The 20,786-nt window shown below is 40.5% G+C and carries 23 protein-coding genes; 9 read left to right on the top strand and 14 right to left on the bottom strand.

What is annotated here, in order from left to right; translation table 11 throughout:
* Window position 1: 1 nt before the first annotated feature.
* The 5 genes from ispD to OO007_RS16975 form a co-directional block, all read right to left on the bottom strand.
* The gene (ispD, locus tag OO007_RS16995) at window positions 2–733 is read right to left on the bottom strand and encodes a 2-C-methyl-D-erythritol 4-phosphate cytidylyltransferase (protein WP_325809687.1); all 732 of its coding nucleotides are present in this window, start codon (window positions 731–733) and stop codon (window positions 2–4) included.
* Window positions 726–1,121: an FtsB family cell division protein gene (locus tag OO007_RS16990; RefSeq protein WP_131906472.1), complete on the bottom strand. Its 396-nt coding sequence runs from the start codon at window positions 1,119–1,121 to the stop codon at window positions 726–728. Before OO007_RS16990 ends, ispD begins: the two co-directional genes overlap by 8 nt.
* Before the next feature lie 122 nt (window positions 1,122–1,243).
* Complete coding sequence (gene eno / locus OO007_RS16985; RefSeq protein ID WP_325809686.1) at window positions 1,244–2,551, bottom strand: phosphopyruvate hydratase; 1,308 nt, start codon at window positions 2,549–2,551, stop codon at window positions 1,244–1,246.
* 116 nt (window positions 2,552–2,667) lie between these two features.
* Window positions 2,668–3,501 (bottom strand): 3-deoxy-8-phosphooctulonate synthase, encoded by an 834-nt coding sequence (gene kdsA, locus OO007_RS16980; RefSeq protein WP_325809685.1) that lies wholly within the window; start codon window positions 3,499–3,501, stop codon window positions 2,668–2,670.
* 23 nt (window positions 3,502–3,524) lie between these two features.
* Complete coding sequence (locus tag OO007_RS16975; RefSeq protein WP_131906475.1) at window positions 3,525–5,171, bottom strand: CTP synthase; 1,647 nt, start codon at window positions 5,169–5,171, stop codon at window positions 3,525–3,527.
* Window positions 5,172–5,599: 428 nt separating this feature from the next.
* Here OO007_RS16975 and OO007_RS16970 point away from each other — a divergent pair, with 428 nt between their 5' ends.
* Window positions 5,600–6,304 (top strand): putative 2OG-Fe(II) oxygenase, encoded by a 705-nt coding sequence (locus tag OO007_RS16970; RefSeq protein ID WP_325809684.1) that lies wholly within the window; start codon window positions 5,600–5,602, stop codon window positions 6,302–6,304.
* A 20-nt stretch (window positions 6,305–6,324) separates the two neighbouring features.
* On the opposite strand, the gene OO007_RS16965 is transcribed toward OO007_RS16970, so the two are convergent.
* The 3 genes from OO007_RS16965 to OO007_RS16955 form a co-directional block, all read right to left on the bottom strand.
* The gene (locus OO007_RS16965; RefSeq protein ID WP_325809683.1) at window positions 6,325–7,122 is read right to left on the bottom strand and encodes a substrate-binding periplasmic protein; all 798 of its coding nucleotides are present in this window, start codon (window positions 7,120–7,122) and stop codon (window positions 6,325–6,327) included.
* 158 nt (window positions 7,123–7,280) lie between these two features.
* Entirely contained in the window at window positions 7,281–7,595 is a 315-nt protein-coding gene (locus OO007_RS16960) for an AzlD domain-containing protein (RefSeq protein WP_325809682.1), read from the bottom strand.
* Window positions 7,588–8,337: an AzlC family ABC transporter permease gene (locus tag OO007_RS16955; RefSeq protein WP_325809681.1), complete on the bottom strand. Its 750-nt coding sequence runs from the start codon at window positions 8,335–8,337 to the stop codon at window positions 7,588–7,590. Before OO007_RS16955 ends, OO007_RS16960 begins: the two co-directional genes overlap by 8 nt.
* Before the next feature lie 240 nt (window positions 8,338–8,577).
* Between OO007_RS16955 and OO007_RS16950 the strand changes: the two genes are divergently transcribed.
* Window positions 8,578–8,892 (top strand): DUF1330 domain-containing protein, encoded by a 315-nt coding sequence (locus OO007_RS16950; protein WP_131906480.1) that lies wholly within the window; start codon window positions 8,578–8,580, stop codon window positions 8,890–8,892.
* Window positions 8,893–8,977: 85 nt separating this feature from the next.
* On the opposite strand, the gene radC is transcribed toward OO007_RS16950, so the two are convergent.
* Window positions 8,978–9,649 (bottom strand): RadC family protein, encoded by a 672-nt coding sequence (gene radC / locus OO007_RS16945; protein WP_325809680.1) that lies wholly within the window; start codon window positions 9,647–9,649, stop codon window positions 8,978–8,980.
* A 120-nt stretch (window positions 9,650–9,769) separates the two neighbouring features.
* Between radC and coaBC the strand changes: the two genes are divergently transcribed.
* The 4 genes from coaBC (at window position 9,770) to argB (ending at window position 13,937) form a co-directional block, all read left to right on the top strand.
* Window positions 9,770–10,993: a bifunctional phosphopantothenoylcysteine decarboxylase/phosphopantothenate--cysteine ligase CoaBC gene (gene coaBC, locus OO007_RS16940; RefSeq protein ID WP_325809679.1), complete on the top strand. Its 1,224-nt coding sequence runs from the start codon at window positions 9,770–9,772 to the stop codon at window positions 10,991–10,993.
* A gap of 104 nt (window positions 10,994–11,097) precedes the next feature.
* Entirely contained in the window at window positions 11,098–11,565 is a 468-nt protein-coding gene (dut, locus tag OO007_RS16935; RefSeq protein WP_131906483.1) for a dUTP diphosphatase, read from the top strand.
* Window positions 11,537–12,958, top strand: coding sequence for a phosphomannomutase/phosphoglucomutase (locus OO007_RS16930; protein ID WP_325809678.1), 1,422 nt, complete (start codon window positions 11,537–11,539; stop codon window positions 12,956–12,958). The genes dut and OO007_RS16930 overlap by 29 nt, the downstream gene beginning before the upstream one ends.
* Window positions 12,959–13,049: 91 nt before the next feature.
* Window positions 13,050–13,937, top strand: coding sequence for an acetylglutamate kinase (gene argB / locus OO007_RS16925; RefSeq protein ID WP_325809677.1), 888 nt, complete (start codon window positions 13,050–13,052; stop codon window positions 13,935–13,937).
* Window positions 13,938–13,987: 50 nt separating this feature from the next.
* Here argB and OO007_RS16920 read toward each other — a convergent pair whose 3' ends face one another.
* From OO007_RS16920 to OO007_RS16910, 3 genes are all read right to left on the bottom strand, one after another.
* On the bottom strand, window positions 13,988–14,353 hold the full coding sequence (locus tag OO007_RS16920; protein ID WP_325809676.1) for a hypothetical protein: 366 nt from the start codon (window positions 14,351–14,353) through the stop codon (window positions 13,988–13,990).
* A gap of 159 nt (window positions 14,354–14,512) precedes the next feature.
* Window positions 14,513–14,995: an Rrf2 family transcriptional regulator gene (locus tag OO007_RS16915; protein WP_131906487.1), complete on the bottom strand. Its 483-nt coding sequence runs from the start codon at window positions 14,993–14,995 to the stop codon at window positions 14,513–14,515.
* 214 nt (window positions 14,996–15,209) lie between these two features.
* A complete protein-coding gene (locus OO007_RS16910) occupies window positions 15,210–15,665 on the bottom strand; it encodes a DUF1249 domain-containing protein (RefSeq protein WP_131906488.1) in 456 nt (151 codons plus the stop codon).
* A gap of 23 nt (window positions 15,666–15,688) precedes the next feature.
* Between OO007_RS16910 and OO007_RS16905 the strand changes: the two genes are divergently transcribed.
* Window positions 15,689–17,353 (top strand): alpha-D-glucose phosphate-specific phosphoglucomutase, encoded by a 1,665-nt coding sequence (locus OO007_RS16905; RefSeq protein WP_243651608.1) that lies wholly within the window; start codon window positions 15,689–15,691, stop codon window positions 17,351–17,353.
* Window positions 17,354–17,517: 164 nt separating this feature from the next.
* On the opposite strand, the gene OO007_RS16900 is transcribed toward OO007_RS16905, so the two are convergent.
* Entirely contained in the window at window positions 17,518–18,003 is a 486-nt protein-coding gene (locus OO007_RS16900; RefSeq protein ID WP_325809675.1) for a DsrE family protein, read from the bottom strand.
* A gap of 415 nt (window positions 18,004–18,418) precedes the next feature.
* Between OO007_RS16900 and OO007_RS16895 the strand changes: the two genes are divergently transcribed.
* Window positions 18,419–19,279 carry an NAD-dependent protein deacetylase gene (locus tag OO007_RS16895; RefSeq protein ID WP_325809674.1) on the top strand — a complete coding sequence of 287 codons (861 nt, stop codon included), beginning with the start codon at window positions 18,419–18,421 and terminating at the stop codon, window positions 19,277–19,279.
* Window positions 19,280–19,432: 153 nt separating this feature from the next.
* A complete protein-coding gene (locus OO007_RS16890) occupies window positions 19,433–20,353 on the top strand; it encodes a Rossmann-like domain-containing protein (protein ID WP_325809673.1) in 921 nt (306 codons plus the stop codon).
* A 35-nt stretch (window positions 20,354–20,388) separates the two neighbouring features.
* On the opposite strand, the gene OO007_RS16885 is transcribed toward OO007_RS16890, so the two are convergent.
* The gene (locus OO007_RS16885) at window positions 20,389–20,736 is read right to left on the bottom strand and encodes a hypothetical protein (protein ID WP_325809672.1); all 348 of its coding nucleotides are present in this window, start codon (window positions 20,734–20,736) and stop codon (window positions 20,389–20,391) included.
* Window positions 20,737–20,786 lie beyond the last annotated feature (50 nt).

Raw genomic sequence — 20,786 nt, 5'->3', positions numbered from 1 at the left:
GTTACTCGTCATCTGCACACCTATCTCTAAGGATAAAAGCGGCATACTGCATGTCTGAAGGATAGGTCACTTTAATATTTTCATGTCCGCCATTCACCAACTGCGGATGTTCACCAAGCGCCTCAAATGCAGATGCTTCATCGCTAACGGCAATAGATTTATTTTTACAAAATTCTAAAGCTCTCATTAAAGGACCAAGCTTAAATAACTGAGGTGTTAATGCATGCCAGAGGTTTTCTCTTGACTCTGTGTGTGAGATTTTTGCTTGATCAGAAAAACTTCGTTTCATCGTATCACGCACAGGTGTCGCCAAAATGCCGCCAACACTTTCACCAGAACGAATTTCAAGCAAAGCATCAATATCCAACTGTGACACACAAGGTCGAGCCGCATCGTGCACCATCACCCAGTTATCATCATCGAGTTTTTCTAACACTCTTAGATATTCAAGTGCCTGTTCAACCGAATCACTTCGCTCTGCCCCACCTTCAACGGTATAGATAGGCGTAGTTGTTGATTTGATGTTTAATTGATTCCAATAGGGATCATCCGAACTCAAGGCAACGATGATACCTGCGACATGCGGATGATTGATAAAACACGAAAGCGTATGCTCGAGGACCGTTTTACCTTCAATTTTCAGGTACTGCTTGGGTGTCTCAGCCTCCATTCTGGAGCCTACACCTGCAGCAGGAATCACTACCCAAACAGATGAGAGACTTGTATCAGTCATTACCTGTTTTGATATCTATACTAGAAGAGTCATTTCCAGAGTGTTTAGTAGTTGAATCTTTTTCAGCGCCATCTTCTGCTTCACCCTTAACATTCTCAGATTTTTTCTTAGGCTCCGGCTGAAGCACTACTTCGAAAAAAGTTTCACCCTTTTTAGTCATCCCGAGTTCACTACGTGCTCGTTCTTCCAATGCATCTTTCCCAGAAGCGACATCATCTAGCTCTGCCTGGATTTTACGAATCTGTTCTTTCTTCTCAGCATTTGATTGTTCTTGAACTACTTTGCGGTTTTCCAGCTTCCACAAATGCGGATAACTACCTGGACCAACCCATAAGCCAGCCAAGAGCAGCACAAGAAGCAATGAAAAGATAATTAACAAGGCCTTCATAGATCGGTTTCTAATAGTAAAATGGGAAATACTTTAACGCAGTATAATCTACCCCGGTTTTTTCAACAAACACGGGGTAAATTAATGATTTTTAGTTCTTAAACTAACGCTTTATTTAACGATTAAGAAAGGTATTTAAATGCAGATTTCCCTGCATATACACCATTGCTTCCTAACATCTGTTCGATACGAATCAATTGGTTATATTTTGCGATCCTGTCTGAACGAGACAACGAACCAGTTTTTATTTGACCAGCATTAGTCGCAACAGCAAGATCAGCAATTGTAGTATCTTCTGTTTCGCCAGAACGATGAGAAACAACCGCCGTGTAATTTGAGTCATGAGCCATCTTGATAGCTTCGAGTGTTTCAGTAAGCGTACCAATCTGATTGAATTTAATAAGAATAGAATTCGCGATATTCTTTTCAATACCTTCAGCAAAGATTTTAGGATTAGTCACATACAGATCATCACCCACTAACTGGATTTTATTACCTAAGCGTTGAGTAAGTACAGACCAACCATCCCAATCAGCTTCGTCCAGGCCGTCTTCGATGGTAATAATTGGGTATTGATTCACCCAGTTTTCAAGATAATCGACCATGCCTTCTGCATCAAAGCTTTTACCTTCTGAAGATAAAACATATTTTCCATCTTTATAATATTCAGAAGCCGCGCAATCCAGACCTAGATAAATGTCTTTACCTGCGCTAAAGCCAGCATTTTCAATCGCTTCAAGAATTACCTCGATAGCTTCTTCATTTGATGACAGGTCAGGTGCGAATCCACCTTCGTCACCAACGGCTGTATTCAATCCCTTTTTTGAAAGCACGGATTTCAAATTATGGAAAACTTCAGTTCCATAACGAATGGCTTCTGCAATGCTATCTGCACCCACAGGCACAATCATGAATTCCTGCATATCTACGCTATTATCAGCGTGTTCACCACCATTGATGATATTCATCATTGGAACTGGCAATTGAAACTTATTCTTACTTTCTTCACCAGAAGCAAACTCATTTCCAAGATATTGATACAGAGGCAACCCATTATCGTTAGCTGCTGCATGCGCTACCGCTAGAGAGGCACCCAAAAGTGCATTAGCGCCAAGGCGTGATTTGTTATGAGTACCATCTAGTTCGATGATTGCTTTATCGATGCCTTTTTGATCATTAACGTCCATGCCTTTAATGCAATCAGCAATCTCGCCCTCGATATTAGCAACCGCTGTTAACACACCTTTGCCCATGAATCTCGACTTATCACCATCACGCAACTCAATGGCTTCACGTGCACCCGTAGAAGCACCAGAAGGTACGATCGCACTTCCCTGCACACCATTGGCCAGCGTAACTACCGCTTCAACAGTTGGATTACCACGAGAGTCAATAACCTCTCTTGCTATAATATTTGAAATCTCAGACATGACGTCTCCAATTAATTATTAAATTCGAATTCTATTAATGGAAAAAAAGTGCCCACAAGTAGGGGGGTGTCTTTTTATTCTCTTATTTGGCTTATTCGTTTTTGCAAGACTTTAACTTAGAGCGTTTCTTCCAAAAACGGCGCAGACTTAACAGCCTGATCAATCTTGAGTAGCATTTCTAGCAATTCACGCATACGACCTGTTGGCCATGAATTGGGGCCATCACTCAAGGCTTCATCAGGGTTTGGATGTGACTCCATAAATACGCCGGAAACGCCTGCTGCTATAGCAGCTCTTGCTAACACTGGCACATGCTGACGTTCGCCATCAGACCTATCGCCTTTACCACCCGGCTGTTGTACAGAATGTGTTGCATCAAATACCACTGGGCAACCTGTTTCACGCATCGTCGCTAAACCGCGCATATCAGACACTAAAGTATTGTAACCAAAAGTGTATCCACGCTCGCACACCATGATCTGTTCGTTGCCCGTCGCTTTTGCTTTATCCACGACATTTTTCATATCCCAAGGTGCGGTAAATTGACCTTTTTTGATATTCACAGGTAATCCCTGTTTTGCCACATTTTGAATAAAGTTTGTTTGGCGACACAGTAGTGCCGGTGTTTGTAACACATCGACAACTGAAGCAACTTCATCCAGCGGCGTGTCTTCATGAACATCAGTAATGATAGGCAAGCCAAGCTCAGTTTTTACTTTTTCGAGGATGCGTAAACCCTCTTCCATACCAGGACCACGATAGCCATTGATGGATGAGCGATTCGCTTTATCAAATGACGCTTTGAATATATAAGGAATGCCTAGCTCGTCTGTCATTTCTTTTAAACTAGCCGCAATTTCCAGAGTTAGTTTTTCAGATTCGACAATGCAAGGGCCCGACAACAAGAAAAAAGGCTTATCTAGTCCAACGTCAAAATTACATAATTTCATATTATTTCCTAGCTTACCTTGTATTAAGTAGAGCTTTTCTTAGGTTTTGAGTCTCGATATTCTATTGCCGCCGAAATAAACCCGGTAAAGAATGGATGCCCAGTACGTGGATGCGAGGTAAATTCAGGATGCGCCTGACATGCAAGGAACCATGGATGATCAGGCAATTCAACCATCTCCACCAAGGTTTTGTCATGTGAATAACCAGAAATTACCAACCCATTATCGCTGAGCACTTTACTGTAATTATTATTGAATTCGTAACGATGACGATGTCTTTCTACAATCTCATCCGTCCCATAGGTTTTATGCGCCAAGGTGCCTTCTGTTAGGTAACACGTTTGGCCACCCAAACGCATGGTGCCACCCATATCAGAGTCTTCATCGCGAGTTTCTACTTCACCTTCTTCGGTTTTCCATTCGGTAATCAAACCAATGACAGGATCAGGGGTATTTTGATCAAACTCGGTACTGTTCGCATTTTCAAGGCCCGCTTTATGACGTGCATATTCGATAACAGCCAACTGCATACCCAGACAAATCCCCATGTACGGAATATTATTTTCTCGTGCATGCTGGATTGCGGTAATTTTACCTTCAACACCACGTGAACCAAAACCACCGGGTACTAAAATCGCATCGACGTTTTCGAGTTCACCTAAACCTTCTTTTTCAATTTTCTCAGAATCGATGTATTTGATTCTAACTTTTGATTCGGTTTGAATACCTGCGTGACTTAAGGCTTCATTCAATGATTTATAAGATTCTGTCAAATCTACATACTTACCCACCATCGCAATGGTTACTTCGCTTTTCGGGTAAGCCATACGATTAACCACCAACTCCCAATCAGAAAGATTAGCTTCTGGAAGGTTCTCGAGCTTTAGTTTTTCTGCAACTATCTGATCAAGATTTTGTGAGTGCAACCACAATGGAATCTTGTAGATATTATCCATATCAATCGCTGGAATGACCGCACGTTCTTCTACATTGGTAAATAATGAGATTTTACGGCGCTCATTATCTGGAATCGGCTGCTCACTTCTGCACATCAAGATATCTGGCTGAATACCAATCGAACGTAACTCTTTTACCGAGTGTTGGGTCGGCTTGGTTTTTAGCTCACCAGCGGCAGCTAAATATGGCACTAAGGTTAAGTGCATAAACAAGGCATTACTGCCCTCTTCTACACCCATTTGACGAATAGCTTCCATGAACGGTAACGATTCTATATCACCAACCGTTCCGCCAACTTCAACCATGGCAATATCGTAACCTTCTGCTCCAGCGCGTACAGAATTTTTGATTTCATCGGTAATGTGAGGAATAACCTGAACCGTTGCACCTAAATAATCTCCCTGTCGTTCTTTACGAATAACGGTGCGATAAATTCGGCCTGTGGTGAAGTTATTTAATTGAGTCGCAGTGAAGTTTACAAAGCGCTCATAATGCCCCAGATCCAAGTCCGTTTCTGCTCCATCTTCGGTAACAAAAACTTCACCATGCTGGAATGGACTCATGGTGCCGGGATCAACATTAATGTATGGATCAAGCTTCATCATGGTTACTTTTAAACCACGTGCTTCAAGAATAGTGCCTAGAGAAGCGGCTGCAATACCCTTTCCTAAAGAAGAAACAACACCACCGGTGATGAAAATATAACGAGTCATAAAAAGGTTTTCCGCATCTGATTAATTTTAGTGAAATCTTTGTGTGAGAATAATGTTAGTCAAGTCGTGCTCAAACCAGCTATTTTCTCACAAGATGTTTTCACTATATCTAGTAAAATATCAGGGGCGAATCGTATCATACCGTGTTGACAGTAGACAGTTTTAGCAGCCACTAAATGTGCTTCTTTTAAAAGAAATTATGAATACCTTATATAAGAATAGTCACCCCCCTACTTATAGGCGTTTTTTCCCTATTTTTACTGGTTAGATATTCACTGTGAATCATTCTCATCACCTTACTAACAAAACCTCAAGGTTAACTTTGACTAGCCTTGACCCTGACTTTTTTATACAAGTGCGTTGAGTTAAATTCCATTAGCTATTATTCTCACGATTCGTTTAAACAGATTAATCAGGCTAAACACCCCATGAAAAAACGCGCTCCACAAAAAAAGAATCCCAATCTTCATTTGCTCTGGCCAACTCCTATCCTGATTAAGAAATTCGGCCAACACCAAAAAGTAAATAAAGAGCTACTAGAACTGTTCGGCAAACATCGCAGCGCGCATCAAACAGTTAAGTCAGATATGTATGCCAGCTCTGATGATATCTACGCTCACTACAAGGATAATCCCGCGATTCAAAAACTGGTTAAATTCATTATGGACGGCGTTTTTGAGATAGCCAGTGAAGTGAATGCACCTTATTGGGGACAACCCAAAGATATTAATATCGAAATCACGGGATTATGGTTTCAAGTGGCGAATGGACACACTTTCCATGAAACACACGTTCATGGAAACTGCGCTTGGTCTGGCGTCTATTATGTACAATCCGGAGATGCAGACAAATCAGCGGAAGATGTAGAGAAAGGCAAAATGCCGAACGGTGTTACCCGTTTTTATGGTCCTAATATGGAAGCGACCGCAGGCGGTCATGGCGAATTTGGCAATGTTTACTTACAAGACACGCATTTTGACTCATACCCGGAAGATGGCAAACTGGTTGTTTTTCCGCCGCATATCAAACATATGCCTTTTCCTTATTCTGGTGAAGAAGATCGTGTCATTGTCTCTTTCCACGCACGAATTCATAACCCAGACGGATTTAAATATGGGTATACAAACGCTTAGAAATAATTGCTAAGCCACAGTTAAACTTTTTCAGGCAGCCAAGGTGGCAGTCTCACATCCCATTGTTTAAAAATTGCGCGTAATTCTCCGCTTTCGACAAGGGTCTTCATTCTTTTTTCGTAAATCTTTATTAACTCTCTGGATCTTTTAGAATTGTTGAATCTGGGGTATGTATCTATGGTATAGGCGACTTCTTTTCCAATATTGCTCATATCCGGGTTATTTTCTTTTATATAATTATCAGTCGTTAGTGAATCATCCAGAAAATAATCTACCCTGCCCGCCCTCAACAGTTCCCAACCCTGTTTTAACGTACCAATTTCACTCCATTCGACTTTTACATCAAGGTATTTGTGGAAACCGTAACCATACATCCAGATAACTTTTTTGTTTTCAATCGATTTTTGACCGTTCCAGTCAAATTTGTTTTTATCAAAAAGAGCAAGTGTATAGCTCATGTTCATGGGTTGCTTAGGATAAATAAAATCAGACAACTGAGGTGTTAAATAGGCATTCACCATAAAATCATAGTGACCTGATTTTACCTCATGGGTAGCTCTCCTCCATGGCGCAATGATAAATTCTAGTTGAATGCCTTCAGGCTCATAGATTTTCCTGAAGAGATCAAAATATAATCCAGTGCCATCCTCATTGGTATATCTATCCCAGGAAGGCGTGATCATTTTGACGGTTTTTATAACAGCGCTGTTAACAGACTTGTTATCAGCAGTACGTTCCAAAGCAACACTAGAGGCAAACGAAGTATGAATAAACTGGATAAAAATAAATAAAACAATATGGGAGAAACGTAGTTTCATTTAACACTCTTGACTCATAGTAGGAATATAAAATACTGTAAAAAATTTATTTTATAATCTTTGAACAACATTTTCTATTTTTACCAGAGATATAATGGCTTTTATGACAGATAAATCAATAACTAAGAAGTTATTAGTAAGATAATAAGTTCTTAAGGTTAATTTAAAACAAAAGCAATCGCATAGACCACTAAGCCAATGACAATTGTTTTAAACGTATGCTTAGTCACCCATGCCGTAATGACAGCAGCTACCAAGGCATACAAATAAGAATTAGTAAAAGCCAAATCCAGTTCCCCCTCATGAACCAGACTTGTTTGTGAAATAATCGCGGTAAGCACGGCAATAGGAACAAACTCTAATGCACGCCCCAACAAAGGTGGTATTTTAAATTTTCCCGCCATGGCGATTGGTAGATATCTGGGGATAAATGTTAGCGCCATCATGCCAATAATTAGCAACCATTCATTCATTCGCATTGTCCTTGTTAGGTCTTATTTCCACACTATCGTGCACGACTTTTGCATACTCATCGCGAGACAAAAACAACCCCACTAAAATCGCCAACAAAGATGAGAACAACAAGCCTGTTTGATGCGGCCAGTTAAAGGTCAGCAATGCAGAAATAAACGCCGTTCCCGCACACGCCCATTGTGCTTTGTTTTGCAAAATTGGCACAACAATACCCACAAAAGCCACCACCATGGCAACATCCAAACCCCACTTTGTAAGATCTGGGACCTGTTGCCCAAGAAACACGCCAATCAAAGTGCAGCATTGCCAATTAAAATACATGGCAAAAGCGGCACCTAAATAATATCGGTGAAAATGTGCCATTTTGGGTTCGTCTAGCAATCGCTTACTCAAGGTTGCATAAGCTTCATCAGTTAACCAAAACGACATAATTAAGCGCAACTTTTGTGGTAGTTCACCCACTAAAGGCATCATACTAATCGAGTACAACATGTGCCTGAGATTAACGATAAATACTGTCAGTAAAATAACAGGTAAGGCTGCACCTACACCGACTAATGTTGCCGCTACAAATTGTGAAGAGCCAGCGAAAACGAACAGCGACATGCCAATAGTTGCCAGAGTAGAAAGCCCATTTGCCTGGGCCAATGCACCATAGACAATACCAAAAGGTGCGGCAGCTATGAGTAACGGAATGATATCCCGCGCACCTTGCCAAAATAATTTCTTGGTTTCTTTCATAGAGCGCAAGTGTAGTGCATGAGAACGATTCAACAAGGTACAATTTTAATTTTTTTGAATCTGACAGTTCAATCTTAAATAGCTAAGCCACCCCCCACCTTTGAATGATATTAGGTTTTTGTTGTTTGAAAACGAAAATAGAATTTATGCTTTGCGGGGGCTCTTTTTTAACAATCATGAAAAATAATCAGATTTTTAGACTAGAATCTCCTAAACAATTAAATAAAGACGAGGTTGAGGATGGCAGATGTACCTGTATATATGGTGGTGAATTTACATATCACTGATAAAGATGAATACCGGAAATATGAGAAAAGCTTTTTCCCTATTCTGAAAAAATATGGCGGAGAGTTTTTAACCTATGATGATTCTGCAGAAACGCTAGAAGGCACTATACCTCGCGAAGGGCGCATGATTCTTTTCACTTTTCCCTCAGAACAAGCTGCCAAAGACTGGTACGCCGATGCGGATTATCAGGCAATTTCTGAACATCGCCGTGCGGGTACCAATATGGAATTTTTAACGATGGTTAAGGGATTACCACCTCGCGATTAAACACACCGCTTGATGAAAAATAAAATGGTCACCCCCCTACTTATAGGGGGTTTTTAGTTTATATCGACGCTACATTTATATTGCTTCAAAGCAGTCCACGCTCAGCAAATGAAACAATGTCATCACCAATAATAAAGTGATCGAGCACACGAACATCTATCAGCTGGAGCGCATCTTTAAGTTTTTGGGTAATGAGATTATCGCTTTGACTGGGTTCAGCCACACCTGAAGGGTGATTATGCGCGAGTACAATTGCAGCAGCATTATGATGCAATACCCGTCTAATCACTTCTCTAGGGTGAACACTAGCTGCATCAATCGTGCCTCTAAACAGCTCTTCGTATTCAATGACTCGATGTTTATTATCTAAAAACAAACAAGCAAAAACTTCGAACGGATATTGCTGAAGACGAGATTGTAAGTACTTTTTAACATCGCTGACATTGCTCATCGCATCGCCGCGATGAATTTTTTCTTCAAGGTAACGACGGCTCATCTCGACTACTGCCTGCATTTGTACAAACTTCGCTTGACCTAGTCCTTTCCCCTGACAAAAACTTTTTTCATCAGCACTCAATAGTGGACTTAAACCACCACTTTCGGCGAGCAAGTCACGAGCAAGATCGACCGCTGTTTTTCCTTTTATCCCCGTACGTAAAAATATCGCTAACAACTCAGCATCTGTTAATGCAGCAGCTCCTTTAACCAGTAATTTTTCACGAGGTCTATCTTCTACAGCCCAATCAGTTATTGCCATAAGTACGAGGGTATCCTTTTACTTTGCGTTTTAAACGAATCAAGACAAACAAATGAATTCAATTCATCTCGTCATGTAACATGCAAAATTCTCAGGTAATTTGGTATAATTAGCGTAATTATGTCATTTATAACGAATAAACAAATACTTATAGGGATAAGCGGTGGTATTGCCGCTTATAAAACTGCTGAATTAGCGCGCCAGTTGATCAAAAATGGGGCTGACGTCAGGGTGTGCATGACAAAGGCAGCCTGCGAATTCATCACGCCACTCACACTTCAGGCACTCACCGGCAATCCTGTACATACTGACTTGTTAGATGTCGATGCAGAAGCGGGAATGGGTCATATTGAACTCGCACGCTGGGCTGATCTCATTATGATCGCTCCCGTCAGTGCAGATTTCATGGCGCGCATTACCCACGGTCATGCCAATGATTTGCTCTCCACGATTTGTCTGGCGACCGATGCGCCAATTCATCTGGCGCCAGCAATGAATCGATTAATGTGGGCGAATGCAGCAACTCAACATAATGCTCAGATTTTGCAATCACGCGGCATGACTTTACACGGACCCGCTGAAGGCGAACAAGCTTGTGGTGAAACTGGCGCTGGTCGTATGCTAGAACCGCAACAGCTAACTGATATATTACTCTCCTTAGAAAATATAGAAGATTCAAAAGACCTAACGGAAAAGCCCCTTGCTGGTAAAACCGTTTTATTAACAGCAGGCCCTACTCGTGAAGCAATCGATCCCGTGCGCTACATAACTAACCGGAGCTCGGGAAAGATGGGTTATGCCATCGCCAGCGCTGCACAGAACATGGGAGCAAAGGTTATTCTGGTATCAGGTCCTGTTGCTTTAGAAGCGCCAAATGGAGTGGAAAGACATTTAGTCGAGTCTGCCAAAGAAATGCATGCGAAAACATTATCGCTGGCAGATAAGGCAGATATTTTTATCGCGACCGCTGCTGTGGCAGATTATTCACCTGCCAATATAGCCGATCAGAAAATCAAAAAATCTGAAGATGATTTATCGTTAAAACTGGCTTACAACCCTGACATTTTATTTGATGTATCTCATCAATTCCCTAATCTATTTAGTGTAGGCTTTGCTGCAGAAACCGAGCATTTAGTTGAGCATGCAAAAGCAAAAATGCAACGTAAGAAACTGGATATGATTGTTGCGAATCAAGTCGGTGCAAACAAAGCATTCGACAAGGACACCAATCAGGTAGAAATTATTCTAAAAGATGATGACCACGACAAGCAGATTTCTATTCCAGAAATGGACAAGTCAGAATTAGCATTCAAAATCATGAATGTGATTGCAGAAAATGCTTAACCTTATTTAACTATCGTTAAAGTTTTATTAAACCAATTTTTAATTTTCGACACTAAGCTTTACAAACATGTCGAAAAGCATGCAAACAAGGGCTAAACACAAAAATGCACGAACCAAATTATATCGTAGACTATAAAATTCTTGATGACCGTATCGGAGATACAATCCCTTTACCTTCATACGCAACATTGGGTTCTGCAGGAATGGACTTAAGAGCCTGTATAGACGAAGCGTTAGTGGTTAAACCTGGCGATACGCATTTAATTCCAACCGGTATAGCCATTCATATCGAAGATCCAACGCTGGCTGCAACTATTTTACCGCGCTCTGGTCTGGGTCACAAACACGGCATCGTATTAGGCAACTTAGTGGGTCTAATAGACTCTGATTACCAAGGTCAACTTTTTATATCTTGCTGGAATCGTGGTGACACTGAATACACCATCGAATCTGGAGATCGTATTGCGCAGTTAGTAATAATTCCCGTGATTCAGGCAAAACTAAATCTGGTTGAGTCTTTTGACGATAGCGAACGAGGAACTGGTGGCTTTGGACACTCTGGTCAAAAATAACGAAATCAATAAAGACATTTTCAAAGCCTATGACATTCGCGGTCAAATAGGCAAAGAATGGTGTTCAGGAAATAATTTTCATGACGCCTTTCTGATTGGACAAGCAATTGGCAATCAACTTTTAGAATTCGATTCACCCAATATCATCATAGGCCGAGATGGCAGACTATCCAGCGAGGCTATCGCCCAACAATTAATCAAAGGCCTTCTAGGCTCTGGCTGCAATGTTATTGATATAGGTTTAACGGCAACACCTGTTGTCTATTTTTGCTTGAACCAACTTGATATTACCAATGCTATTATGATCACTGGCAGTCATAGCCCATCTGATCATAACGGTATAAAAATCGTTTACGATTCTCATCCTTTATCCACTGCAGCGATTGAGTCTTTATATGTTGATATTACAGAAAACGATTACCCAAGAGTCACTCCAGGAAAGCTGAAAACATTTGAATCAGCCAATGAGCAATATCAACAGGCAATCAGCGAAGATATATCAATCCAGCGAAAACTGCGGGTTGGTATTGATTCAAGCAATGGCGCCACCTCGCTTTTTTCTGAGAATCTTTTTAATAATCTGGGTTGTGACGTCTATCCCCTATTTTGTGAATTGGATGGAACATTTCCCAATCATTCACCTGACCCTACGACACCTGAAAATCTTACCTATTTAATTCAACACGTTAAAGAAAACAATCTCGATGTTGGTATTGCCTTTGACGGCGATGGTGATCGCATGATTGCTGTAGATAATCTGGGCAATATTTTATGGCCGGATAGAATCATGATTTTACTGGCACAACATATCCTGCAATCCTTTCCGGGTAGTCGCATAGCCTACGAAATCAAGTGTAGTTATTTACTCCCCAAAGCCATTCGTACAGCCGGTGGACAAGCAGCAATTTGTGCTAATGGCCACTCAAAAATAAAACTTGAGATGAAGCGTTTAAATGCGATTATGGGTGGGGAATTTAGTGGGCACATTATTCTACGCGATCGCTGGAATGATTTTGATGATGCTCCTTATGTGGCAGCCCGACTTCTAGAAATTCTATCAAATACCACACAAAGCAGCGCTGAAGTATTTGCTGAAATCCCTAATCAATTTGCTACAGAAGAATACAAACTTAAATTTTCTAACTGCGCTGAATCAAATGCGCTAATTACAAAGTTTATTCAACATGCATCTTTTCCTGGCGCTGAACTCAATCTTATTGATGGCCTAAGAGTCGAATATGAGGACGCCTGGGCTTTCATTCACGCCTCAAATACCAGTTCCAGTATTGGGTTACGTTTCGAAGGCGCGACCGAACAAAGATTGCTTGAAATAAAAAACCAATTTAGAACAGTATTTACGCTGATTGAATATCACCATCCCCTGCCTTTTTAGTTATAATCCTGATCTATTACTACCTTCCCGTACTGTAGATACATTTCAACAGTATTTAGAAATGATTTAACCAAGAAGCGAATTTCATATTATGTCTGTCGAAGATGCCAATCAAACCGCCCATATTTTAACTGAAGCCCTACCCTATATTCAGCGCTACGCTGGTAAGACGGTAGTCATCAAGTATGGCGGAAATGCAATGACGGATGAAAATCTCAAGAAAAGTTTTGCCAGAGACATCGTACTGTTAAAGCAAGTGGGCATCAATCCGGTTATTGTTCATGGTGGCGGCCCACAAATCGGAAAACTGCTTGAGCAAATAGGCAAAGAAAGTAAATTCATTGAAGGCATGCGAGTGACAGATGGTGAAACCATGGATGTCGTTCAAATGGTTTTAGGCGGCCTAGTAAACAAACAGATTGTTAGTAATATCAATCAAGCAGGCGGAAGAGCTGTTGGATTAACGGGAAAAGATGGCAATTTAATTTTAGCTAAAAAGCTCGAAATGAAAAGCAAAGCCACTGAATCACACCCTTCTGAAATCATTGATTTAGGACTCGTAGGTTCCGTTGATAAAATTAATCCTGGCATCGTCACTTTGCTGGATAATGAGAAATTCATTGCTGTTATTGCTCCCATTGGCGTTGGTGAAGATGGCGTTTCATACAATATCAATGCCGACATCGTTGCGGGTGAAATGGCGGCGGTCTTAAACGCAGAGAGATTATTATTACTCACCAATACTCCCGGTGTTCTCGATAAACAAGGTGAGCTATTAACGGGCCTAAACAAACAAGATGTCTCAAAATTAACTGACGATGGAACAATCAGCGGCGGCATGCTGCCTAAGATTCAATGCGCGCTGGATGCGGTAGAAGCCGGCGTAGAATCAGCAAGTATCATTGATGGTCGCGTTCCTCATGCCGTTCTGCTCGAATTGCTGACTGATGAAGGCAAAGGCACGTTAATAAACAGGTAAGTTAACATCAGTTAAATGCAAGCGACACTATCAAAGACCTTTTTGATTGATTATCTGGGAGGTCTATCTGAAATCAACTTCGCTTCAGGCACTGACTCGATTATCGCGCTAACAATATCGAGCATTATTCCTTTAACCGGACGTACTGATATCCAGAGTAGATTCATTTTAAGGTTTAAATCCGCAAAAACGACCACTTCCTGATAACGATGCAAAACAGCGTTTAGTTTATCCAGAGTTTGTTTTTGATGATCAGAGGATGCCGCTTTTAACTTCGGAATCATAATCATGAAATCCCCCAGATAATTCCCATATTCATCTTTTGTGGGAACACGTTTCCATAACGGTGAATTAGGCTTTAACTCTAACGTTTGTTTGAGATTATGCTGCTGTTTATGATTAAGCGAATTGCTCATATATTTAGTATAAAAGCAGATTAGTTTAATTTCAGAAGTTTTTTGAAGAACTCAAAAGAATATGTATTTAACCAGGATTAATGGGTTAACTACATAAAGACCAATGCATCGCGACTATTGATCGAGATGCATTGTTGTATATTATGGATTAAGACGGCCTTAACTTGCCTTTGAAACAGGCGGGAACATATTAGCAATACGACTTGCTGTCGAATCCATTCTTCGCGAAATTTTACGCACTTCAGGATCTTTTATAAATTCCGACAAGCTAATTCCATCGAGAAATTCGTAGAGTCTTTCGCTCAAATCATTCCATAAATGATGGGTTAGACAACGCTCACCTTTATTGCAATCAAGATTTCCTTTGCAACGTGTGCTATCAATAGATTCATCAACAGCGACGACAATATCTGCAACACTGATTTGGTTAGCGGGTTTACCTAAACGATATCCGCCACCTGGGCCGCGAACACCTTCAACCAGACCTGTCTGTCGAAGCTTTGCAAAAAGTTGCTCTAAATAAGAAAGTGAGATTCCCTGGCAGTTTGAGATGTCGGCTAATGTCACAGGGCCATCCCTGTCGTGGATAGCCAAATCCATCATTGCGGTAACTGCATAACGCCCTTTTGTTGATAATTTCATGTCGATCTCCGGGTTGGTGTAGGACCTTAACGTCAGAAAGACTGCAAGAGATGCATTCGAACTGCACTAATACCCTACTAATTTACTAAGGATTTTAAACAACCAAGGATTTTTGTCAAGTATTAGCGCTGACCATTTGCTCAATTAATTTGATCTACTAATCAATTAATTTTCTGGATTAATTCAATATTATTAAATAAAAACTATTTTTATGTTAAATATTATTATTAGATTTAAATGAATGACCTTGATGTTCTAGGTAGCCTAACCACTTATATAGAAAACGATTTAAACGCCAACGGCATAATAAGACATTATCAAACTGTTTTTCCCATAGACGAATATCACGTCCTGTAATTCTACAATTACGGCTAACAACGTCGGCCTGTCGGGAGTCATGGTAAATTTGCACTTTTAAATCCGGACGCCTGTCCTCATCTTCGAACAGATAAGTAATCATTAAAAGTGTGGTATGACGAGAACGTTCAAGGACCTTTAAACTGACTGGAACGCTTCCCTCAACTCTGGAAATTGTTTCGTCAGGTAATTGTCGAATATCACCACAGAAGAGCCGAAGACGTATATAATTACCTTCATACATATTCATTAAATCAATGAATGAGTGCGGACGCGGGGTAAATGCGTCTGTATTTTTATTTTTTACTTCCATTCAATTATTTTAACATAACAATCATGTACTACAGCAAACCAATTAAACTTCAGCCAGTAAAAACACAACCTTTTACTGATCAAAAACCGGGCACATCCGGTTTACGAAAAACAGTTAATACGTTTAAACAAACTGACTATTTACAAAACTTTGTTCAGTCCATTTTTAACTGCCTGCCTGACCTCGCTGGATCAACGTTAATTGTTGGGGGAGATGGTCGTTATTATAACCGCGAAGCAATCCAGATTATTCTACGTATGGCGGCGGCTAACAGTGTTGGCAAGGTTATTCTAGGACAAGGTGGTATTTTTTCTACGCCAGCTGCATCCCACATGATTCGAAAACACAAAGCACTTGGCGGAATCATATTATCTGCCAGCCACAACCCTGGTGGCATGGATGGTGATTTCGGGATTAAATACAATATCAGCAACGGTGGTCCGGCTCCTGAAGAGTTTACCGAAGCCGTTTTTGAAGCCTCTAAAAAGATCACTGAGTATCACATCGCAGGGATAAAGGGCATTCCACTCGATATCATTGGTGAATATACGATTGATCGATTACAAATCGAAATTGTTGATTCTGTCGCTGACTACGCGGAATTGATGGAAAGTTTATTCGACTTCCCTAAAATCAAACAACTACTCACATCAGATAAATTCACGATGTGTTTTGATGGCATGTACGCAGTATGTGGCCCTTATGCAAAAAAGATTCTTGAAGGTCAGTTAGGCGCTAAAGAAGGCACGGTTATTCGTGGTGAAAGCTTGCCCAATTTTGGCGGCTGTCACCCTGACCCTAACCTTGTACATGCTAAACAATTAGTCGATTTAATGTACGATGCCGAAGAAACTGGCTCTTCTCCAAACTTTGGGGCGGCCTCAGATGGTGATGGCGATCGCAATATGATTATGGGTGATTATTTCTTTGTAACACCCAGCGACTCACTGGCAGTCATTGCAGCAAATGCTCACCTGATTCCTGCTTATAAAGGTGGCTTGAAAGGTATTGGACGTTCGATGCCAACCAGCCAGGCACCTGATCGTGTCGCGGAAAAATTAGAGATACCTTGTTACGAAACACCCACTGGCTGGAAATTCTTCGGCAATCTCTTAGATGATGGAAGAATTACATTATGTGGCGAAGAAAGCTTCGGTACAGGTTCTGACCACGTAAGAGAAAAAGATGGTTTATGGGCTGTTTTATGCTGGTTAAATATACTTGCTGAACGCGGTCAGAGTGTCGAAGACATCGTACGTCAACACTGGGCAGAATTCGGCCGTAATTATTACACCAGACATGACTATGAAAACATCCCTAGCGAAGCTGCTGACAAACTGATTCTCAACCTGCAGAATAATATGGACTCTTTGGTAGAGCGTGAATTCAATAACCGTAAAGTTATCACCGCAGACAATTTTACATATCACGATCCGGTTGATGGCAGCGTCAGTAAAAATCAAGGTATTCGCATCTTATTCGATGATGGTTCTCGTATTATTTTCCGACTTTCAGGAACAGGAACCGGTGGCGCTACCTTGCGTTTGTATATCGAGCGTTACGTTAAAGACATCAAGGAACATGATCTTGATACTCAGGAAGCGCTTTACGACTTGATTGAAACCGCTGAGTTGATTGCTAACATTATTGGTTTTACAGGCCGTGACGAGCCAACTGTAATTACTTAAGACAGTATTACTGAAGACAAACCTACAGTATTAATAGATAAGGACCTAAAAAAACGCCCGTAAGTAGGGGGGTGCCTAAGCAAGTTAGTATTGAAGCTGAGTAGTTTACTACCCAGCTTCAAATCACATTAGTCGATGAAACAAGCTAATCATCACGCTTATAATCAAGGCTTGATGTAAGTGTAACCTTGCATTTGTAGCTTTGATAATTCTGCAACACCACTCGGTACTATCTCCGACTCTTCAACGTTGTACAAATCATCACTGACGCTAACTTTTCTGCCTTTCACGGTATTGTTACACACATTAAACACGACACCCTGATCTTTTAATCCATCAATTCTGGCGGTCATTTTATCCGTTGCATTTGCATGTTTGAATTTAGGTAAACCTTCGAGTGAATCTGGCTCCAACAATAACGCCAATCCATTACCGTGCAAAACTACTTTAATATCCATATTTTCTGCACCGACAGCATTAATATGATTCTGAATATTCACTAATGCACCTCTTTGCTGTTTTGGATTATCATAATTTATATGGTAAACCACTTTTTGCTTTCCATAACCATTTTCTGCCGCATTGACTGTAGTAAAACTGGTTATCGTTAAAAATACTAAAGCTAAAATACTGGTCATTATTTTTTTCATGGTTGTTCTCCTAACGGGTTAATTTTCATTGTTTGAGTAACTAAATCTAAGCGAGCTTCGGTATTTATTATTGATGGCATTTCACTCTACCGATAAGTAAAAAAGCCTTCATACCCTATTTTTTGTATAGATAAAGCCTGAATATACGCCAAGCCCTACTCCCATATCAAATGACTGAAGCAACACCTGAGCGATCAAAATGGCTTTAGAAACATTTACCAGGGTTGATTCAACATCACTGTCTGCAAACATTCTGTATGAATGTACGTTTAGAATTTGTTTTTATATGCAGAAAGTCGTAAAAGTCTTCATAAAATTAGTCATGTTTCTATACTTTTAAACCTGTCTCTATACTATAGACGTATAAGCGACTGTTTTATTCCATAATTTTAATAATTAAGACTCATTTTAATTTATGCCTCAAGAAAGCACGAAAACCCAATATTCAAACACTGATCAGCTCATTACTGCGTTAAAAAACAAACGCAATATCTGGGTACTCAGTGGCGCAGGAATTAGTGCTCCATCCGGAATTCCTACCTATCGAGATAACAAAGGCAATTGGCAGGCCGGAAACCCTATTCAACATAATGAGTTTATAACCCAGGAATCATTCAGAAAACGCTATTGGGCACGAAGCATGGCTGGCTGGATTATTACGGGGCATGCAAAACCAAATGCGGCTCATCAGGCTATTACCCAATTGCAAGAAAGCGGACGTGTATCAAAAATTGTGACTCAGAATGTTGATAGACTTCACAGCAATGCTGGCGCTAAAGAAGTTATCGACTTACACGGACGGATTGATCAAATAATTTGTCTAGATTGTAACGACATCAGTAGACGTGCAGATTATCAACCAAGATTAGAAGAATCCAATCCCGCGTTAAACAGCTATATTGAACGAATCAGCAGCAAAGCATTGCCTGATGGCGATGCGAATATCGATGACTATGCGACCGATACGGTGAACATTCCACCTTGTGAAAAATGCGCTGGCACATTGATGCCCGATGTTGTTTTTTTTGGCGGCATTGTACCTAAAGAACGCGTTGAGCTAGCCTTTAAAACCTTGGCAGAAGCTGATTGTTTATTGGTGATTGGCAGCTCACTGAAAGTATTTTCCGGTTTTCGATTCCCGCGTTGGGCACATCAAAATGATCTGCCGTTATACGCTATTAATCAAGGCGAAATGCGAGGTGAAGAAATGTTTGATCTGGTTGTTCCAGAATCCTGCGAAGAGATTCTGCCAGAACTGGTTAATCAACTAATCTAAATACTCTGATTCACCCCCCCCCCTACTTTCAGCGGTTTTTTTTTGTTAAGACGAAAAACTAAAACAGCTGAAACGAGACAACAACTTTGACTAGTCGAATACCTGTTTACTTAATCTACTGTCACTTCTGTTTTCTTTTTTACGGACATTGTTATGGACATTAACAGCGAATACATAGAACTATTCACAGACATAGCTCAGCAAATCGAGCTGCCAAAGATTGAAGGTTTCTGCTTACCGCAATCGGATAACGATTACGAAAATACAAATCAAGAACACAATATAAAAGATATCGTTACTATCGATAAGAATCTAAAAAAGAAAGACGAATTTGGTGTGGTCATTTTAGAAGATGGCAGTGCCGGCGCTTTTTATACCAGTTTAGATGACACGCTCATTCAACTGGAAAACCACTTGGAAAACATCTATTCAAACATCAAAGACGAAAACCAAAGCACACTGAGTCTTATCAAAAAGTTTAATAGTCATTCACTGCATGAAAGAGCAATCGCTTTGGGCGCAATTAATGCGGTTAGCCAATTTATTATGGATAAAGCGGGTTATATTCCAACCAATAAAAATAACACCAGTACTGGAATTGATCAGGCCAGACAGGGAGAACGGATCGGCATGATTGGTTACTTCTCACCGTTAATCAAAAGATTGACCGAAAAAGGTATTGAGGTACTCGTACTTGAAAAAAATCCAGGTCGTGTAGAATTACAGGCAGGTGTGGTTTTAACCGAAAATGTAAAAGACCTGACCAGCTGCCAGCATATTCTGTGTACTGCTTCTACGCTCATCAATAACACGCTGGATGAGGTGTTATCACACAGCAAACAAGCAAAGTCGTTCAGCCTTATTGGCCCGAGCGGCAGTAGCCTTCCTGATATTTTATTTGAGCTTGGGGTAGATGCCATTGGCGGATATCATTTCACCGACATTCCCTCTTTGAAACAGGCATTAGCTCACAAAGAATCATGGGGTCATGCCGGTAATAAATACCAGTTAACCCCTGAAGATTATCCAGGTGTTGAAACGCTATTAAATAGGATTAAAAACAAGGCTAAATAAAATTGTAAGTCACCCCCCTACTTACAGACCTTTTTTTACAGATCTTTTTTGTTGCGCATAAATAGCAAGAAAACAAGAATCAAAACGATATTGAGTATATTCAAACCCACCAAAGCAAAGAATAAACTGGTGATTGGCAATGTTTCAAGCTGGGCGCTTGCTACACTGTTTTTATAACGAAGTTTTAACGCTAACTGCCTTTCTTGAAGCTTCTTGGAGTCTATTTCATCCTGACTGATTAAATCGTCTAACAACTGCAACTGGGATGATTGGCTTATCATCGCTCCCGACCTTTCACCTATAGGCAAAAAATCTGGAGCTTTGAATACAATCGCCATAGATAACAGGGATGTAAATAGTATCCAGCCCAGTAATATCTTCATAATTTATCTATCGCTATCAATATAGGTATTGCGCTACTCACTTGTATCTA

Origin of the sequence: Cocleimonas sp. KMM 6892, assembly GCF_035798195.1 — a bacterium.
In the GTDB taxonomy this organism is placed as follows: Bacteria; Pseudomonadota; Gammaproteobacteria; order Thiotrichales; family Thiotrichaceae; genus Cocleimonas; species Cocleimonas flava.
This window is presented reverse-complemented; position numbering and strand designations above follow the sequence as displayed.

Coding starts and splice junctions, on each gene's coding strand:
- ispD (WP_325809687.1), bottom strand. CDS start 733: ATGACTGATACAAGTCTCTCATCTGTTTGGGTAGTGATTCCTGCTGCA.
- OO007_RS16990 (WP_131906472.1), bottom strand. CDS start 1,121: ATGAAGGCCTTGTTAATTATCTTTTCATTGCTTCTTGTGCTGCTCTTG.
- eno (WP_325809686.1), bottom strand. CDS start 2,551: ATGTCTGAGATTTCAAATATTATAGCAAGAGAGGTTATTGACTCTCGT.
- kdsA (WP_325809685.1), bottom strand. CDS start 3,501: ATGAAATTATGTAATTTTGACGTTGGACTAGATAAGCCTTTTTTCTTG.
- OO007_RS16975 (WP_131906475.1), bottom strand. CDS start 5,171: ATGACTCGTTATATTTTCATCACCGGTGGTGTTGTTTCTTCTTTAGGA.
- OO007_RS16970 (WP_325809684.1), top strand. CDS start 5,600: ATGAAAAAACGCGCTCCACAAAAAAAGAATCCCAATCTTCATTTGCTC.
- OO007_RS16965 (WP_325809683.1), bottom strand. CDS start 7,122: ATGAAACTACGTTTCTCCCATATTGTTTTATTTATTTTTATCCAGTTT.
- OO007_RS16960 (WP_325809682.1), bottom strand. CDS start 7,595: ATGAATGAATGGTTGCTAATTATTGGCATGATGGCGCTAACATTTATC.
- OO007_RS16955 (WP_325809681.1), bottom strand. CDS start 8,337: ATGAAAGAAACCAAGAAATTATTTTGGCAAGGTGCGCGGGATATCATT.
- OO007_RS16950 (WP_131906480.1), top strand. CDS start 8,578: ATGGCAGATGTACCTGTATATATGGTGGTGAATTTACATATCACTGAT.
- radC (WP_325809680.1), bottom strand. CDS start 9,649: ATGGCAATAACTGATTGGGCTGTAGAAGATAGACCTCGTGAAAAATTA.
- coaBC (WP_325809679.1), top strand. CDS start 9,770: ATGTCATTTATAACGAATAAACAAATACTTATAGGGATAAGCGGTGGT.
- dut (WP_131906483.1), top strand. CDS start 11,098: ATGCACGAACCAAATTATATCGTAGACTATAAAATTCTTGATGACCGT.
- argB (WP_325809677.1), top strand. CDS start 13,050: ATGTCTGTCGAAGATGCCAATCAAACCGCCCATATTTTAACTGAAGCC.
- OO007_RS16920 (WP_325809676.1), bottom strand. CDS start 14,353: ATGAGCAATTCGCTTAATCATAAACAGCAGCATAATCTCAAACAAACG.
- OO007_RS16915 (WP_131906487.1), bottom strand. CDS start 14,995: ATGAAATTATCAACAAAAGGGCGTTATGCAGTTACCGCAATGATGGAT.
- OO007_RS16910 (WP_131906488.1), bottom strand. CDS start 15,665: ATGGAAGTAAAAAATAAAAATACAGACGCATTTACCCCGCGTCCGCAC.
- OO007_RS16905 (WP_243651608.1), top strand. CDS start 15,689: ATGTACTACAGCAAACCAATTAAACTTCAGCCAGTAAAAACACAACCT.
- OO007_RS16900 (WP_325809675.1), bottom strand. CDS start 18,003: ATGAAAAAAATAATGACCAGTATTTTAGCTTTAGTATTTTTAACGATA.
- OO007_RS16895 (WP_325809674.1), top strand. CDS start 18,419: ATGCCTCAAGAAAGCACGAAAACCCAATATTCAAACACTGATCAGCTC.
- OO007_RS16890 (WP_325809673.1), top strand. CDS start 19,433: ATGGACATTAACAGCGAATACATAGAACTATTCACAGACATAGCTCAG.
- OO007_RS16885 (WP_325809672.1), bottom strand. CDS start 20,736: ATGAAGATATTACTGGGCTGGATACTATTTACATCCCTGTTATCTATG.